This window comes from Cysteiniphilum sp. GTC20157 (assembly GCF_055396795.1).
Genome location: NZ_AP044698.1, coordinates 2,246,885 through 2,262,907, shown reverse-complemented (window position 1 = coordinate 2,262,907; position 16,023 = coordinate 2,246,885). Strand labels below are relative to the sequence as shown.

The following is a 16,023-nucleotide window of genomic DNA, read 5'->3' as shown; positions in this document are numbered from 1 at the left end:
GTGCTTAAAAATATCAGGACTTGGAGCTTAGGTGTTTCTTGCTTCTATCATCTTTTGCTGTTAGATTCATGGCTATTTATAGTGATAGATAATACAAGATGAATACCAATAATTTATCCTCGCTAATATGGTCAATTGCAGATTTACTGCGTGGTGATTACAAGCGTTCTGATTTTGGTAAGGTGATTTTACCATTTACGGTCTTAGCCCGTGTTGAGGCGGTGCTAGCACCGACAAGGCAAGCGGTTGTTGATGAATATAATAAGCGTAAAGATTTAGGCATTCCACTTGATGAGCTTTTAAATAGCAAATCACAACAAGCCTTTCATAATACTTCAGAATATACATTAGCTAAATTAAAAGCAGATGCTGACAATCTAAGCGCAAATCTCATGACCTATCTTGATTCGTTTAGTGACAACATCAAAGATATTTTTCAGCGTTTTAAATTTATCGATCAAATCCATTATTTAGATGAAGCGAACTTACTGTATAAAGTGATTGAGCGCTTTACAAAAGAAGATTGTGACTTAAGTCCCAAAGCGGTTTCAAACCATGAAATGGGTAATTTGTTTGAGGAGTTGATTCGTAAGTTTGCTGAGGAGTCTAATGAAACGGCAGGGGAGCATTTCACCCCTCGAGACATTGTACGTTTAGCTACGTCATTAGTCTTCAGTGCAGATAGTGCCATGTTAACTGATCAAGGTGTGGTGCGTTCACTCTATGACCCAACGGTAGGTACAGGTGGTTTTCTGACATCTGCCAGTGAATATATTGCTGAGCTTAACCCGAATGCACATTTAGAAACGTATGGTCAGGAGCTAAACCCGGAGTCTTTTGCTATCTGTAAGGCAGATATTCTGATCAAGGGTGAGGATGCCAATAATATTAAATTTGGTAATACCTTAAGTGACGATCAACTTCAGTCCAAAAAATTTGATTATATGCTGTCTAATCCGCCATTTGGTGTCGAGTGGAAAAAAGTTGAGAAAGTCGTTAAAGATGAGCATAAGAGTCAAGGCTATCAGGGGCGTTTTGGCGCAGGGTTGCCAAGAGTCAGTGATGGTTCGCTGTTGTTCTTAATGCACCTTATCTCAAAAATGCGTCAACCAGAAGAAGGTGGAAGTCGCATGGGCATTATTCTTAATGGCTCGCCATTATTTACCGGTGGGGCTGGATCCGGTGAGTCTGAAATCAGACGTTATGTGCTTGAAAACGATTTGTTAGAAGCCATTATTGCACTGCCTACAGATATGTTTTTTAATACAGGGATATCGACGTATATCTGGATATTAAGCAATAAAAAAGCACCTGAGCGTAAAGGCAAGGTGCAGCTGATTAATGCCGCAGATAAGGGCAGTCCGATGCGCAAATCATTGGGATCTAAACGTAAGTACTTAGATGACAAAGCGATTGCTGGCATTGTTCAAGCATATGGATATTTTGAAGAAACCAAAACCAGTAAAATATTTGATTATCAAGCCTTTGGTTTTAGACGTGTTACCATCGAGCGACCATTAAAGCTTGCCTTTTACCCAAAAGATGAGATCCACCTTAATGCGCTTAAAGAAGATAAAGCTTTTTTGAAACTCAAAGACGAGCAACAACAAGAAATATTAAATGCTTTATCAGCCTGCAAAGATGCATATTTATCACGAGAACAATTTAAAGATGACCTAGATGTCAAACTCACAGCAGCACAATTTAAGCTACTGCAAAAGCATTTGGCTCAAGTTGATGATGATGCCGAAATCTGCCTTGACAGCAAAGGCAATCCTGAAGCCAATACTGATCTCAGAGATTATGAAAATATTCCATTGCAACAGGATATTTATGACTACTTTGCAAAAGAAGTTAAACCACATGTACCTGACGCTTGGGTTGATGAGAGTAAGCGCGATGAAAAAGATGGTAATATTGGCATTGTTGGTTATGAGATTCCATTTAATCGTCATTTTTACGAGTATAAACCACCACGAGCATTAGAAGAAATTGATGCGGAGTTAGATGCGGTTACCAAAGAGATATTAACGCTGTTAGGTGAGGTTCATTCATGAGATATTTAGACTTTCCGTTTCTGACGAATACACTTAGAGGTAACATAGCTGCGATACCTTTGATTTATGCACACTTTAGCGGCTTTTGTATTTTAGGGAGATAAATAAAAATGGCACAATTTAGATTAACTGCCAAGATGGCAACGAGACTAAAAATCACTGATCTTGAGAAACCGAATGAGCAAACCTTATCTTCTCTACCTTTTTATGATGATTGGGCAGTTGATTTATTGAAAATTCAACGCAAAGATGTTGTCGTGTTGATGCATATTAACACTCGAATTACATTAGCTATTCCATTATTTGAAATAGGAGGTGCTAAATATCTCTTTGATGCGTTGCCAGCAATGATTGAATGGGCGATTAACGAACTTGAAATTCCAAGATTTGAAGATTATGGCAGTCAGATTCGTGATTATTTTGAACCACAGTTAAATAAGCTCGTGTTTTGTAAAACAGATAATCGTGGTGCAATAACGCATCTGAACCAGTTTAAGAAAGTCTTGGAATTTGAATGTAGCCGCCATGGTGAAGTCAGCCAAATGGTTTGTGATAAAACAATGGATTACTGGCAAAGTTCCTTAATTACCAACCCGCATACAAAAAAAGGCTACACAAAACCGATTGAACTTTGGCAGTCGTATCTTGAGGGTGATTGCATTAATGACGGTGAAAATACCACGCATATGAATAATGTCATTCCCTTCCCACAAGGAGGCAATTAGTGAGTGCTAAGCTTAAGCCTTATCCCAAGTATAAAGACAGTGGTATTGAGTGGTTGGGAGAGGTGCCTGAGGGTTGGCTTTGTCTGAAGCTAAAACATTATGGCACATATAAAAGCGGGGATCTCATTCAATCAGAGGATATTAAAGGTGAGGGTAAATATCCTATTATTGGTGGAAATGGGGTGAGAGGTTATACAAATAGCTATAATTTGTGCGGTATGTATCCAGTTATTGGAAGGCAGGGGGCGTTATGTGGAAATGTGAACTTTTCCAAAGAAAAAAGCTGGGTTACTGAACATGGTATTATTGTTAGAAATTACAATAAAATCACCAGCTCTAAATGGCTAGGATACATGCTTTCCGCGATGAATTTAAATCAGTATTCCATGTCATCAGCTCAACCAGGCTTAGCAGTAGAAAATATAGTTAATTTAGAATCTACACTACCTTCATTACAAGAACAAACCACCATTGCCAACTATCTAGACCAACAAACCGCAAAAATAGATCAATTGATTGAAAATTATCAAAAGCTAATTGTGCTTTCCAAAGAAAAGCGCACCGCTTTAATTACCCATTGTGTCACCAAAGGCTTAGATCCAACGGTTAAAATAAAAGATAGTGGTATTGAGTGGTTGGGGGAGGTAGCAGAAGAATGGAGAGTCGTTAGAGTAAAAAATAAAGCAACTCTTAAGGCAAGAATAGGTTGGCAAAATTTACGGACTGAAGAGTTTATGGAGGAAGGACCATATTGCGTTACTGGCACTGACTTTATTGATGGCAAAATAAATTGGAAGTCAGCTTACCATGTGTCTGAGGAGCGCTATGAAATGGATAAAAATATCCAATTAAGCAATGGCGATTTATTAGTTACCAAAGATGGAACTATAGGGAAGTTGGCAATCGTTAAGAATCTTATAGATACCAAAGCCACCTTGAATAGTGGTGTTTTTATATTGCGTCCACAGCTTCTAAGCTTGAACATAAAATATATGTACTGGGTGATGTCTTCCTCGATATTTACAAACTTTGTTAATTACATCAGTAATGGAAGTACTATAAACCATTTATATCAGGCTGATTTCTATAACATGTATTTTGGTCTTCCATCATTCAAAGAACAAACCACCATTGCCAACTATTTAGACAAACAAACCGCCAAATTAGACCAAACGATTGAAAAAGCAGAAAAAGCCATTGAACTGCTTAAAGAAAAACGTACTGCTCTAATCACCGCGGTGGTCACCGGTAAAGTCGATGTGAGGGGGGTGTCTGATGTCAGTTGAAAATCAATCGCAATTTATTATCTATCAGACTGAGTCAGGTAAAACCAAAATAGAAGTACGCCTGCACGATGAAACGGTTTGGCTTACGCAAAAAAACATGGCGGAGCTATTTCAGGTCACACCTCAAAACATCACTTTACATCTCAAAAACATTTACCAAGAAGGTGAGCTTGATCAAAATTCAACTTGTAAGGATTTCTTACAAGTTCAAAACGAGGGTGCTAGAAAAGTAGAAAGAGTTCAAAAACTCTATAATCTAGATGCTATTTTATCTGTTGGATATAGAATTAAGTCACATGTTGCAACGAGATTTCGCCAGTGGGCAACCAAGCAGCTTAAAGAATATATTATTAAGGGCTTTGTGTTAGATGATGAGCGGTTGAAAAATCCTGACCAGCCCTTTGATTACTTTGATGAGTTGCTTAAACGAATTCAGGATATTCGCACATCTGAAAAGCGCTTTTATCAAAAAATAACGGATATATATGCCACCAGTGTTGACTATGACCCGACACTGGAAACGAGCATTACTTTTTTTAAAACCGTTCAGAACAAACTTCATTGGGCAATTACAGGCAAGACGGCGGCTGAGATTATCAAAGATCGAGCTAATCCTGCTTTACCTAATATGGGGTTGACCAATTTCCGAGGTGATAAGCCGCGTAAACAAGATGTAACGATAGCTAAAAACTATCTGAATGAACAAGAGTTATCCGCTTTAAATAATTTGGTGGAGCAATACCTTGTATTTGCAGAAGGTCAAGCGATGCGACGAATTCCTATGAGTATGCAGGATTGGATTAAGAAACTCGATGGCTTTTTAGGCTTAAATGATCGTGAAATATTAACACATGCGGGGAAAATATCTCATCAAATGGCAAAACAATTGGCTGAGCAAGCTTATGATACATTTCATGCTCAGCAAATAAAGCATAATGATCAACAGTTAAGTGATTTTGATAAAGCCATCGATCAATTACCAAAGGGAAGGGGCAAGAAATGAGTGCAAAACATCACGAGAAAAAAATGGAAGAACAAGTTGTTTTAGATATGTGCACACCTGAGCGCGGTTGGGTTGAGGGTGTCTCAAGTAACTATGACAAATCTTTAGCATTATATACTGAGGACTTAATCAACTATATTAAGACCACGCAACCTGAAGCCTATGAGCAGTATCAGGCCCGTTTTAAAGATAAAGCAGATAATGAAATTACCAAGCTGGTTGCCAAAAAGATTAATGACAAGGGTGCCTTGCATTATTTACGACATGAAATAAAGGCGCATCCGGCAAGATTGAAACTTTGCCAGTTTAAACCGCAGTTACATAATGAGACTTTGGCGAGTCATTATCATGCCAATATTTGTCGCGTTGTCAGGCAAGTGTTTTATTCTGAAAATAACAAAAATAGCATTGATTTGGTGTTGTTTGTCAATGGTATCCCTGTTGCAACCATTGAGTTAAAGACTGATTTTACGCAAACGGTTGAAGATGCCATTGAGCAATACAAGTCCGATCGCTTACCAAAAGATAAACCAACACGCAAAGATGAACCGCTACTTACTTTTAAGCGTGGCGCATTAGTACACTTTGCGGTGAGTACTGATGAAGTCTATATGACGACTAAGCTGCAAGGTAAAGATACTTTTTTCTTGCCGTTTAACAAGGGCAATAATGGAGGCAAAGGCAATCCGCATAAAGCAGATGGCTTTGCCACTGAGTATTTGTGGCAGGAGGTGTTAAGCAAAGAGAGCCTTCTTAACATCTTAGCTAAATTTATGCACCTTCAAGTTGAAGACAAAACAACGGCTGAAGGCGTTAAATATAAGAAAGAAACCTTGATTTTCCCGCGCTATCATCAATTGGATGTAGTGAGAAAGTTGCTAGAAGCCGTGCATGCTGAAAAGGTTGGTCAGAAATATTTGATCCAACATAGTGCCGGCAGTGGCAAGTCTAACTCTATTGCATGGCTTGCACATCAGTTATCATCATTGCATAGTGATAAAGGCAGTCGTTACTTTGATACGGTGATTGTAATTACCGATCGCACGGTTTTGGATAGTCAGCTGCAACAAACGATTAAACAATTTGAGCAAGTTGCCGGCTTAGTGGTGGCTATTGGCAAAACATCTGATTTTCAAAGTAAATCCAATCAACTGGCAATTGCGTTAAAAGATGGTGCAGCAATTATTCCTGTGACGATTCAAACCTTTCCTTTTGTGTTGGAAGAGATTCAAAAAACAACGTCATTACGGGGCAGAAACTTTGCGATCATTGCAGATGAGGCACATTCATCTCAATCAGGCAAAACCGCACAAACGATGAAGCAAGTGTTAAATATTGAGATGCTTGATGATGAGGTTAGTGTTGAAGATGCTTTAAATGCGACGGTTGAGAGTAAAGGACAATTAACTAACATGAGCTTTTTTGCGTTTACGGCAACACCAAAATATAAAACCATGGAGTTATTCGGACAGCCTGCAAATCCAAGTAAACCAACAGCAAAAGATAATCCACCATTGCCTTTTCATGTATACACTATGCAGCAAGCCATTGAAGAAGGATTTATTCTCGATGTGTTAAAGAATTATACGCCCTATAAAACGGCTTTAAAAATCACCGCTAAAGATAGTGAGCGTGAGGTGGCAAGTAAACAGGCAAAAATCAAGCTTAAACGTTATACCACGCTACATCCTTATGCCATTGCACAGAAGATTGATATTATCCTCACTCATTTTGCTACTTCGATTAAGCCATTGTTAAACTATCAAGCAAAAGCCATGGTGGTGACATCATCGCGCAAAGCAGCAGTCAGATATAAGATTGAGTTTGATCGCTTTTTAGAAAAGAACAAAGACAATCCGCTTTTTGATAAAATTGCGGCAATGGTTGCTTTCTCTGGCAAAGTCAATGATGACTATCAAGGGGATGATAAGGAATATACTGAGTCTAAGATGAATCCTGAGTTAAAAGGGCGTGATATGCGTGATGCCTTTGATACCGATGATTATCAGGTTATGTTGGTTGCCAATAAGTTTCAAACCGGTTTCGATCAACCAAAGCTTTGTGCTATGTATGTTGATAAGCCATTAAGTGGTGTTGATGCGGTACAGACACTATCACGTTTGAATCGCATCTATACAGGGAAAGATCATGTATTTATCTTGGATTTTGTCAATGAGGCTGAGGATATCAAAGCGGCATTTGAGCCATATTACAAAACAGCTGAAATCACCGATGTCACTGATGAGAATTTAGTCTATGACTTATATGAAAAACTCGATGAATATGAGCTATTTGCCCAGTCTGAGATAGATGCTTATGCTCAAGCGTTTTATCAAAACAAGAATTTACAAAGGCTGATGAGTGCTGCGATTAAGCCTGCTGCAGATCGATTTAAAGGACGCTACAGACAAGCCATTGAAACCATTAAAAAAGCAAAGCTTGCGCTTGATCGAGCAAAGGATTGCGCTGATGAGGTGATGATCAAAAATGCCAGCGCCTATTTGAAAGAAGTCTCAGAAGCTAAGCATGACTTAGATGTTTTTAAGAAGTCATTATCAACCTTCATAAAAATGTATGACTTCTTATCTCAAGTGCATGATTATAATGATATCGAATTGGAGAAATTCTCAAGCTTTGCGCGAGGGCTATTGCCCAATTTACATACCACTGAATTTGCACCTGAGGTTGATATTGGTGATGTGGTGCTTACCAATTACAAGCTAATTCAACAAGCAACCCAAAGCATTGAGCTTCAAGGGGGGAAAATAGATGCCATTAACCCAGGACAAGCCAAAGCGCGAGCCATTGAAACCATTAAAAAAGCAAAGCTTGCGCTTGATCGAGCAAAGGATTGCGCTGATGAGGTGATGATCAAAAATGCCAGCGCCTATTTGAAAGAAGTCTCAGAAGCTAAGCATGACTTAGATGTTTTTAAGAAGTCATTATCAACCTTCATAAAAATGTATGACTTCTTATCTCAAGTGCATGATTATAATGATATCGAATTGGAGAAATTCTCAAGCTTTGCGCGAGGGCTATTGCCCAATTTACATACCACTGAATTTGCACCTGAGGTTGATATTGGTGATGTGGTGCTTACCAATTACAAGCTAATTCAACAAGCAACCCAAAGCATTGAGCTTCAAGGGGGGAAAATAGATGCCATTAACCCAGGACAAGCCAAAGCGCGAGATCAGAAAACAGAAGTATTCAGCAAGATTATTAATCAATTTAATGAATTGTTTTCAGGGGACTTTAGTGATGACGATGGAGTGAACTTCCTCAATAGTGTCAAAGATAAAGTAAAACAAGATGAAAAAACGATGGCACAAGTCAATGCCAATGATAAACAACGCGCGATGGAAGGGCGCTTTCCTCAGGCGGTAAGAAAGGCAGTTGCCGATAGCCTAGAGACACACATGGATTTATCTAAACAAGCGCTCGGGCAAGATGAAAAAATGGCATTAATTATCGCTTTGATTGCAGATTTGATCTACGCTGAAAAATCAGGAAAAAAAGTAGCCTCAATGGCATGATATTGGAATTATGATGGTCTATTGAACCACCTGCTGCACGTTTAAAATAGGACTGATAAGCATCAGTGTATCGTTATAGTCATAAGCATTTGACCAGGAAGGATGAGCATAGATTGCCTCATAACTGGCATGAGGCAATGACTGCCATGAGCTGCTAGCAGCTCTTTGAATGTATAAGTGATACTTTTGCTGATTGTTAAGATCTTTAGCCAACGCATAAAGATTATTGTCATCATCATGTGAAATCATTATTGTATTACTTGGCAAAGCAAGTACTGATGAGCTTGAGCTTAGCAAATTATAACGCCAGATTTTATTATCATAAAGCGCATAGATAGAGTTGTTACTTAAATCGATCGGTAGCGCCTTCACAGGGAGTATGTTGCTATAACTTGGGGTGACTGTTTGGTTGTTGCTGGCATTAAGCAATGATGACACCTTAAAAGTCAAGAATGCGCGGCGATAGGTGCTTGTTACTCCATACTGCCAAGACTCAGCGTGCAACACAAGATATTGACCATCAGGTGTGGTTTGGAACATTTGTGATACTAAGGTTTGATACATGGGATCATCTTTATTCCAAAAGCCACTAGGGTAGTTAAAATTAAGTTTTTTACAGGTTGTAGCGCCATTACAAACTAAGATGACCCCTTGATTGTTATTGACATCTACCCCATAAGTCTTGTCATTCCAACGTGGATAGATGAAGTAGCTGTTATTGTTAGGGATGGTCGCAGATTTGGTTGAGTCGTAGAACCAATTAGTGTTATTAGTATCTTTGAGCTTGATCCAAGTTTTGCCAAGATCAGTGCTTTGCTGAACGGCGCGAGAGTTGAGTACTAATCCGCTGCCTAGCGCGCCTGAAATAAGGCTTCTGTTATTAGAGACAAGATTATCCATGTTGGTAACACTGTAAATGTATTTAAATGGGTTGTCAGCCACCTCTGTATAATTATCTTGTGGATAGAAAATATGGAGCCTTTGTCTAGAAGCATTATTATTGTCATATCTCAGTAAAGCAATATGACCATCACCAAAGTTTCTCATGTTGAGGATGCGTCCTTCTTGAGAAAGCTCAGGGGTTGCAAATAGCGCACTTAAAGCGTCAGGCGTACTTTGGTCAGAAAGGTTTTTGATAGATGCTTGTGTGTCACTAAATAAACCATATTGGAAAATAGCATTATAATGAGGCACATACAAAAAGCTTTTAGCCTTGAGAGTAAAGTTTCCCTTTATGGGGGCTTTATCTTTAGCCGTTGCAAAAATCGTAAGATCAGTTGCTTCACTTTTAGAGACATCAAAGCTAGTAGGTGTGTGATAGTAGTATGCACAAGTTTTGCCAGAGGCAAGGGTGCTAGAGCAGCTGTCTTGTTTTGATATCTCTTGAATATGATTGTTGAGTGTTAATTGCGGTTGGAGGTGGGCGCTATTAGCATCATTGTTATGGACATTGATTTTAACCATATTGGGATGCTTTTCATGATAGGCGTTGTCAATGCTCATAACGATATTAGAAGGCGAAATAACATAAAAACTATGGGTTAAAGCGCTCATGATATTCGAGGATACATCGGGCAAAATGTTCAGCATGTATGTTCCGGCGACAATTGATTGCGGTTTAGTGAAACGGAAAGATTTTTGGGTATGCGCGGGGATTAACGTGTCAATTTTGCTATCTAATACAAAGTCATTGACGGTTTGATTGTTTTGATCAGTAAATTGATAGGTAGCCTTGATAATATCAGCGTCAAATGCCCCGGTGTTTTCGACAATAACCTCAATATCAGCACTGCTGCTATCAGGGAAATAATCCGTTGTTTCTGCCATGACAGGGTTTTGCAAAGACAATGTTAAGCTTGCCTCTGGGATATGAATAACCTCATTGAGGGTAAAGGCGTTGCCAGTATCTTTATCCCCAAAATAATAGGCTAATGAAAGTGTATTTGATTTTTCTTTACTTAATTTGGCTTGTGCACTGACATCAAGCTCAAGAATACAAGTTTGTGATTTTTGAATAGTCTGCCCATAGCAACTATCATCAGTTAAGCTTACACCTGTAGGCAGTTGTGATAGATCAATCTGATCAACAGTCACCGCTTGGGCATCGTTATTAGTCAATGTGTAAGTGTATTTTCCAGGCTGATCAATGATTTTATTAAGATTAAAAGTAACACCTTCATTGATGTTTAAATAAATGGGTGTTGTCAAGATGTTGTCAGCTGTGATGGTCACTGCTGGTATAAGAGTGTTTTCGATTTTTTGAATATCATCTGCTGAGAATATCGTATTTGGTTTAAATGCTAGGGTGAAGTTCTCTGTCTTATTTGGGGTGAGTGTATCAATCAGTAAAACAGAGTGATCTGTATCAATCAATGGTAGTAATTGTGTATCTATATTTAACGCTAAATGGTTTACATCATATAGATCACCTTGGCTGCCATTATGAGTTACTGGGATGTTTAAAACGATTTGATTATTTTGATTTGCCGCTAATAGTGCGGCGTGACTTATGTCATTATAAGGTGTTGATATGTTTTGCAGATTAGCTTTGAGATCAAACATCAAAGGATGTGCTATTTCATCCGGACTATTGTTGTTGTGAAAGGTTAGGTTTAAAACGCCATTGTTTGCTAATGATGAATCAGTACTAAGCTCAATTTGACAACTTGAATTGGCAGCTAATGTTTGGCAGTTATTGCCTGTGACGCTAACCCCTTGTGGTAATTGATTGGTATCTAAAGCCATCATTTTATAGCTATCATTGTTATCGGTGTTTTGCAGTGTATATTGATAAGTTTGGTTGGGTAGTAGCTCACGTTGACCGATGACTTTTAAAGCATGATCAACGATAAGTTTCGGCGTGACCGTGATTTTATCACCTGTGCTATCGGTTGCTTCAATGGTAATGAGCTTTGTTTGTTCATTATTATTTAGTTGATCCGTTAAACTTGCCAATAAATGACCATCTTTAAATGTTAAACTCATGTTGGCAGTGCTTCCCAATGTTAAAGATGTTTCTTGGGATTGATCTGCAATATAAGGCATCAAGGTGTCCGCAATATTAAAATGGACATTCGTTAAATCGCTACCAATAAATGCGCCATTAAGCGTTTTCGTAATACCAATATTTTGGATGGTAAAGTTTGTGGTATTTCCTGCGAAAACAGGCTGTGCAATCGTGTTGTCAATACTTAAACGATTGCCACCACTAATGATCACCGTATTTATATAGGCGCTACTTGATTGGTAGGTGAAATCAGCTAACTGATAGCGTAGATGCCATGGAATATCAGTGGTTTTATTTAAGTAAGAATTAAATAGAAGCTCACAATTTTGATTGGGTTCAAGTGACTTTTGATTATCTTGCAATTGATAAAAGCAGCTATTATTGGTAACCGTATTAGGCTCAATCGCTTTGTTGTTGAGTAAATCAGCCAAATCCACTTGAGTATTTTGAGTGCCTAGATTTTTAATCGTTCCGGCATTAAGTAGTGGATAGTAGCCTGTAACAGATGGCAGTTGTTCAAGACTATTGGCTAACGTAACTGCTAATGGGTGTTTAATGTTTATATTAGGCATTAAACTGTGTGCGTTACTGGCGCCGATTTGGATCAAATTAAGCGATTGATTGTTATTCAATGCATTGATGAGTAAACCAATCTGTTGATTGGATAGGGATTTCTTCAGCACAAGCTCAAATGGTGTACTTAATACTTCATCGGGTGATAACACGTTATAGCTAATGAGCGTTGATTGATCAACATCAATCAGTTCATTAAGCGTAACTGTTTGCTCATTGATCGTGCCAATTGACTTGTTTTTATCAATGATCAGTTGAGGAGTGTTAATAAAGAAATTACCACTATTTTTGATTAGGAAAAGAATATTATTCGGTAAGATAGTATTTGCTTCCTGTGTGAGGCTAATGCTACTCATATTGGCGGTTGCGCTTTTTACCTTCTCAGATAGATCAACAGCAAATTGCAACACATTATCCGCGCCAAACTTGATGGTAACAGATGGCAACGCATTATTGAGCGTAGATGCCTTTAAAATCTGGGGAGAACTTGTTTCTTCAGTAAGCGCTGATTCATGGATATAGACAAAGCAAATGCCTGTTTTTGAAGGCAGCATTTTCCCATTGTAACAACTGTCACTTTTTGTGGTATCAAGTGTTAAGCTGTCACCACTTAATTCAAGGCTTTCAATGGTGTAGTCTTGGTCGCTAATATTTTTTACTTTATACGCATAACTTGTATTTAGTCCTGATATCGTTTGTGAGGGGTTAGCTGGACTTGATTCATAGGTAAAGTTAGTTACTGGTATTGGCGTAGGATCAGGTCCAGGTCCAGGCGATGGCGATGGACTAGGTGTTGGCGAATCATTAGCGGATCCATCTCCACCACAGCCAGCTAATGTTAATGATAATAAGAGTAAAATTCTGGGTAAATATTTTAGTTTCATAATGACCTCGTCAGTAAATTAAAAGGGAAATTCTGTGTAGATATTATTTGAGATAAAGGCTTTATTTTATACAGTTATTGGTGCACAATGCTGTGCAGTAATAATTTGCATTTTATAAAGAGCTTCCTGGATTTGTCGATGTGATGGTCGGTGTGCCTGATGCAAAAGTCAGTTGCAGTAAAGGAAAAGGTAAGCGTATTTCTAACTTACTTGATACTAAACCAACTGAAAATGAGCGCTTATTAATTGAAGGGACGTTTGGGTAAGGGAAAGAGCCAATTAAAAAGTAACTGCCACAGGTGAATCAATATCGACATGATTGAGAAAATCAAGTCCGCCTGAGGGGTTAATTTTAAAGACACTTACATTATTTGAAAGCTGATTTGCTGAGGCAAGGTATTGACCGGTTTGGTCAATCGCCATATCGCGAGGATATTTGCCAAAGGCATTGTATTCCTTCTCAAGTTGTAGTGTTTTTCCATGATTTTGTAGGTGAAATTGGGCAATTGTATTTACCCCACGATTGCTCACATAGAGATCGTTACGGGCTTTTGAAAGTAGAAGCTCTGCAGGATAGTTACGCTCTGCTGAATGTTTGATAAGCTTGGATGTGCTTTGACTAGATAAGTAAGTTAAGGAGCCAGTTGCTGCATTAAATCTGAAGATGCTAAGGGTTGAGTTAAGTTCATTAACCACATAAAGATATTCTTGGTTTGGGCTGATGAGTGCATGTCTTGGTCCTGATCCTGGTGGTGTGTGAATTTCACTTAACTTCTGAAGTTCATTGGTATGAGGGGTGATAAGGTATACGCTTATCGTATCTGCACCTAAATCACAAATAAACACGTATTCATTATTTTGAATGATCGTACTGGTAATGCCGTGCACATGTGAGCCAGATTGACGCTCTGGATCAACGCTACTGCCGTGGTAGGGGATAATCTGTGAAGGATTGCCATCAACAACACCATCAGAGTTAATGTTAAATACAGAAACACCTGAGTGCTCACCTGATGCATTGCCATAATTAGCGACTATTATAAGGGGATATAATTTACTTTTCACAAGATGAACAGGATTAGAAAGACCACTATTTGATGCCGTTATCTTATTTAATGAATGATCTATGTCTTTTTGATAGTTGGTGATTTGACCAACTTCCAGTTCATTTGTCGTGTATATCAGGTCATTGTTTTTTAGCAGATAAGTAGGATTTGGTGACTTATTGTCTCCCTGTGTGGCAAGTGTAGCAGATCCTATTTGCCCTGAATCTGAAATGCTAAAGTGATAAATCCCATGACCAGGAGGCGTACCCCACTCAGTATATGTGCCAATATAGACCTCTTGCAGTGCGGCAAATTGGCAACATAGTAGCAAGCCAATACCTGTCTTTGATAATTGTAATATTAATTGATTCACTTTTTTCTCCAATATGTGAGCGTTATAAGGCAAGCCTTTTTATGTGAGTATTGGCTTAGAAAGTTATTATTTATAGAAATATTTATGCACATGATTGTGCATTTTTGTTGGTTTTTAAGTCAACTTTTGTTTGGTTAAATTTGAATCACCCAAGAGGTATCCAATGAATAACAAACAAAAAACAATAGCAAAGAGGAAATAAACAATGAAAAAATTACTTTCTACAATCATGATGACAGCGGCAGCAGGTGTTGTTTTAGCGAATGTTCATAGTGGTAGCGAGGTATATCAACAAGTCAGTGATTACTCAAACGTTACTATGAAATCACCTGCAGTGACTGATCTTAAACATTTAAGTGAAGATGTTAAGCATTTAAGAATGATTTCAGCACTTGATGAGCTTAATTCGATTGTACAAAGTGCTCAAACTGAGTTCTCACCGTATAAAGCAAGCTATAACAAGGTGAAATTTAGCATTGAACATATCAATAGCGGTATTCAAGGACTAGCAGAAGCATTAAAGACTCAAAATTTTGTTGAAGTGCCAGTATTGACTCAGGCGATCGAGAGTGATTTCAATACCATTTGGAGCCAGCGTAGCAGCATGTGGCAAAATGGTAATTACATCAATGATATGAGTAATTACTTTATTGTTGAAGGGATTGCGGCAATCAACAAACAACAAGGCAAAGAAGCTGCCATTAAAAGCTGGGCCATGTTAAACCAGTTAGCTTATGACTACCCGCAACAGTTGTTTATGATCATTAATAAAATAATTGATGGCACAACAAGTATTGTTAATGTCAGTGATGAGCAGTTAAATAGTGTGATTACCTCTTTGCAGGCAAATCAGAAATTCCAACAATTATCACAGATAAGTGCAAAATCACGTGAGATTGCCCAGCAAGTATCTCAAATCAATGATCAAATCCAAAACGCTAAATTATTTAACAAGCATATTTTTAATGACAAAATGCGTGAAGTGATGTCTCAAGTTACGCAAACGGTACAATCAGCATCTGATCGTGTGCAGATGATTGACTTTATGGTTAAAGGGAATGTTTCAGATTATCAAGCTGTTGAAGATAGCGCAAAAGAAGGTAATGAAGTTGCCAAATTGGTTAAACTCGCTGTGGAGGCCATTGCCGATAAAACCGGGCAAAGTAACACACAGAGCTATCATGAAATTATCTATATTTTAGCAAGCTTAACATTAAGTGTGGTTAGTCAATAATTTGTTCATATTATTGGCTAAGACTAAATATTCACTCACAAGTGCTCACCCGTACCCTGAATGTAAGTCGAAGCGATGCACTGAGCATCAGTCGAAGTGGGTAGCTTGGGAAAATCACACTTCATAGAGACTTCGACTTACGCTCAGTCAGCGCTTACACAATCAAAATTGGCTGGAATATGGTCATAGCCATATCATTGATAATGAAACTTAAATTCCGATCGTAAATTACGCTGGGATATTTACCTATTTTTTACATTTATAGATCAGCTTTAAAACAAAGTGATTCATACAATATG

8 protein-coding genes are annotated in these 16,023 nt (G+C 38.3%); 6 read left to right on the top strand and 2 right to left on the bottom strand.

The window, feature by feature from the left end:
* Window positions 1-98 precede the first annotated feature (98 nt).
* The 5 genes from ACZ5V8_RS10180 (at window position 99) to ACZ5V8_RS10160 (ending at window position 8,607) form a co-directional block, all read left to right on the top strand.
* Window positions 99-2,057 carry a type I restriction-modification system subunit M gene (locus ACZ5V8_RS10180; RefSeq protein ID WP_464217690.1) on the top strand — a complete coding sequence of 653 codons (1,959 nt, stop codon included), beginning with the start codon at window positions 99-101 and terminating at the stop codon, window positions 2,055-2,057.
* A gap of 110 nt (window positions 2,058-2,167) precedes the next feature.
* Entirely contained in the window at window positions 2,168-2,782 is a 615-nt protein-coding gene (locus ACZ5V8_RS10175; protein WP_464217689.1) for a DUF6933 domain-containing protein, read from the top strand.
* A complete protein-coding gene (locus ACZ5V8_RS10170) occupies window positions 2,782-4,068 on the top strand; it encodes a restriction endonuclease subunit S (protein WP_464217688.1) in 1,287 nt (428 codons plus the stop codon). Before ACZ5V8_RS10175 ends, ACZ5V8_RS10170 begins: the two co-directional genes overlap by 1 nt.
* Window positions 4,058-5,071, top strand: coding sequence for a virulence RhuM family protein (locus tag ACZ5V8_RS10165; RefSeq protein WP_464217687.1), 1,014 nt, complete (start codon window positions 4,058-4,060; stop codon window positions 5,069-5,071). Before ACZ5V8_RS10170 ends, ACZ5V8_RS10165 begins: the two co-directional genes overlap by 11 nt.
* Window positions 5,068-8,607 (top strand): type I restriction endonuclease subunit R, encoded by a 3,540-nt coding sequence (locus tag ACZ5V8_RS10160; protein WP_464217686.1) that lies wholly within the window; start codon window positions 5,068-5,070, stop codon window positions 8,605-8,607. The genes ACZ5V8_RS10165 and ACZ5V8_RS10160 overlap by 4 nt, the downstream gene beginning before the upstream one ends.
* Before the next feature lie 18 nt (window positions 8,608-8,625).
* Here ACZ5V8_RS10160 and ACZ5V8_RS10155 read toward each other — a convergent pair whose 3' ends face one another.
* Window positions 8,626-13,071, bottom strand: a complete 4,446-nt coding sequence (locus ACZ5V8_RS10155; RefSeq protein WP_464217685.1) for a COG1470 family protein — start codon at window positions 13,069-13,071, stop codon at window positions 8,626-8,628.
* Between the two features lie 279 nt (window positions 13,072-13,350).
* Window positions 13,351-14,490, bottom strand: a complete 1,140-nt coding sequence (locus ACZ5V8_RS10150; RefSeq protein ID WP_464217684.1) for a lactonase family protein — start codon at window positions 14,488-14,490, stop codon at window positions 13,351-13,353.
* A 205-nt stretch (window positions 14,491-14,695) separates the two neighbouring features.
* On the opposite strand from ACZ5V8_RS10150, the gene ACZ5V8_RS10145 reads away from it, so the two are divergent.
* Entirely contained in the window at window positions 14,696-15,724 is a 1,029-nt protein-coding gene (locus tag ACZ5V8_RS10145; protein ID WP_464217683.1) for a hypothetical protein, read from the top strand.
* The last annotated feature ends 299 nt before the right edge of the window (window positions 15,725-16,023 follow it).

Bases quoted from the DNA above. Each gene is read 5' to 3' on its own strand.
- ACZ5V8_RS10180 (WP_464217690.1), top strand. From the start codon at position 99: ATGAATACCAATAATTTATCCTCGCTAATATGGTCAATTGCAGATTTA.
- ACZ5V8_RS10175 (WP_464217689.1), top strand. From the start codon at position 2,168: ATGGCACAATTTAGATTAACTGCCAAGATGGCAACGAGACTAAAAATC.
- ACZ5V8_RS10165 (WP_464217687.1), top strand. From the start codon at position 4,058: ATGTCAGTTGAAAATCAATCGCAATTTATTATCTATCAGACTGAGTCA.
- ACZ5V8_RS10160 (WP_464217686.1), top strand. From the start codon at position 5,068: ATGAGTGCAAAACATCACGAGAAAAAAATGGAAGAACAAGTTGTTTTA.
- ACZ5V8_RS10155 (WP_464217685.1), bottom strand. From the start codon at position 13,071: ATGAAACTAAAATATTTACCCAGAATTTTACTCTTATTATCATTAACA.
- ACZ5V8_RS10145 (WP_464217683.1), top strand. From the start codon at position 14,696: ATGAAAAAATTACTTTCTACAATCATGATGACAGCGGCAGCAGGTGTT.